Below are 1,535 nucleotides of genomic sequence, written 5' to 3' on the forward strand. Positions count from 1 at the left end.
GGCATCGTTAATGAAGTTGTGTGATTCGCGCCGCCACAGTTTGGCAGTCATGTCGGTTTTGCGGTGGCTGTTGCGATACAACATGCGGGTAATGCCAAAATCGGTATTGTCGCTGTTGCCGCTGTAGTCATAGTTTTCGCTATAACCGGCTACTGCTTGATGGTAGCGATAATGGTTGCGGTTAAATGCTAGTAACCAGTTACCAATAGGAACGGAATAATGCAGGGCATAGCCATGGGTGCCGCTGCCGGTTTTTCCTTCGTCGCTGAAGTAGCTGTCTTTACCACCTAGATCATGGTTGTAGTTGATGTAGAATAAATCACTTAATCCCAATGGATTATCTACTGATAAGGTGGCACCGCCCTGATAACGTCCGGTTGAATGGCTGCCGGAATCGTCTACGTTAAGGCTTAATCGCACGGGTATGGTACGCTGAGTCCAGCTAATCACGACATCACTTTGGTTGGGTTCTTCTGCCGGTACAATCTGGATATCCGCTTCAGCGGTAGGTACTCGACGCAGGTTTTCCAGTCCCTGCTCTAGCTTGCGCAGATTCAGGATGTCGCCAGCTCTGGCTGGAAATTCATTTTGAATATGGCGGATGCGCCCAATATGAGTAGTTGCAGCATTATCCAGGTTGTAGCGAATGCTATGGATGCGCCCGGGTATCACACTTAGCTGCAGTTTTCCGCTGCTAAGGTCTTGCGGGTTAGCCAGAATACGGGTGGTAGTGTAACCACGCTCAATCACGGCATTCTGCGCCAGTGTCATGAGTTGGTTAACACCTTTTGCACCCAGACACATGCCGGAGGTGAAATGACTCTGACGGATGGCTTTTTTCAGGGCAAACTGAAAACGACCCGCTTCTTCACCAGTCAAACTGATGCTATCGATAGCAAAGCAGGGGTTTTCATCTGTGATTAGTTTGCCTGCCTGCGGCGGGTTTTCTTCTTCTGGCTGCAAACGCACGTTAATATCCGGCTGCATTTGCTGTTGGAATTGCTGCTGCCGCTGCTGTTCGCGAATAATCTGCTGTTGCTGTTTTCGCTCAAGCTGTTCTGTCATTGCGGACATGGGCGCAGCATAGACTTGTAATAAGCCACTACCCAACAAATTTACCAACAGAGCAAGTTTCTTGATGTGCATTTTATGCTTATTGAATGTTAATGTTGGTAAATTCTAGCTACATCATGTGCTGATTTCAACTTGAGTTATGTCTGATGGATAGTGATATATGACTGGGTAATGTGCAAATTAATACTTAAATTCGGGTAGATAAAGGCTAAATTGAGCAAAATATATGCTAGTTATTTGGTTTTATTAAAAATAATTTTGTTGCATTTTTAAAGATTATTGTTATTAAAAAATACAGTATTAAGGGAAATGATTATGAGGTGATGTGGTTTTTTATGTCTGTTTTTATTAGAAATATATAAATATATTGTTTATTTATACAATGTTTTGGTATTTTTTATTTATATAATTTTAAATTAGCAATATTATTGTTTATTATATGTAAGGAAGTAACATTTACA

1 protein-coding gene is annotated in these 1,535 nt (G+C 42.4%); it reads right to left on the reverse strand.

The window, feature by feature from the left end:
* The coding region (locus MJ764_RS11330) for a ShlB/FhaC/HecB family hemolysin secretion/activation protein (RefSeq protein WP_239327119.1) at positions 1–1,074 on the reverse strand (1,074 nt) is incomplete at its 3' end.
* Positions 1,075–1,535: the final 461 nt, after the last annotated feature.

Source organism: Snodgrassella gandavensis, assembly GCF_914768025.1.
GTDB lineage: Bacteria > Pseudomonadota > Gammaproteobacteria > Burkholderiales > Neisseriaceae > Snodgrassella > Snodgrassella gandavensis.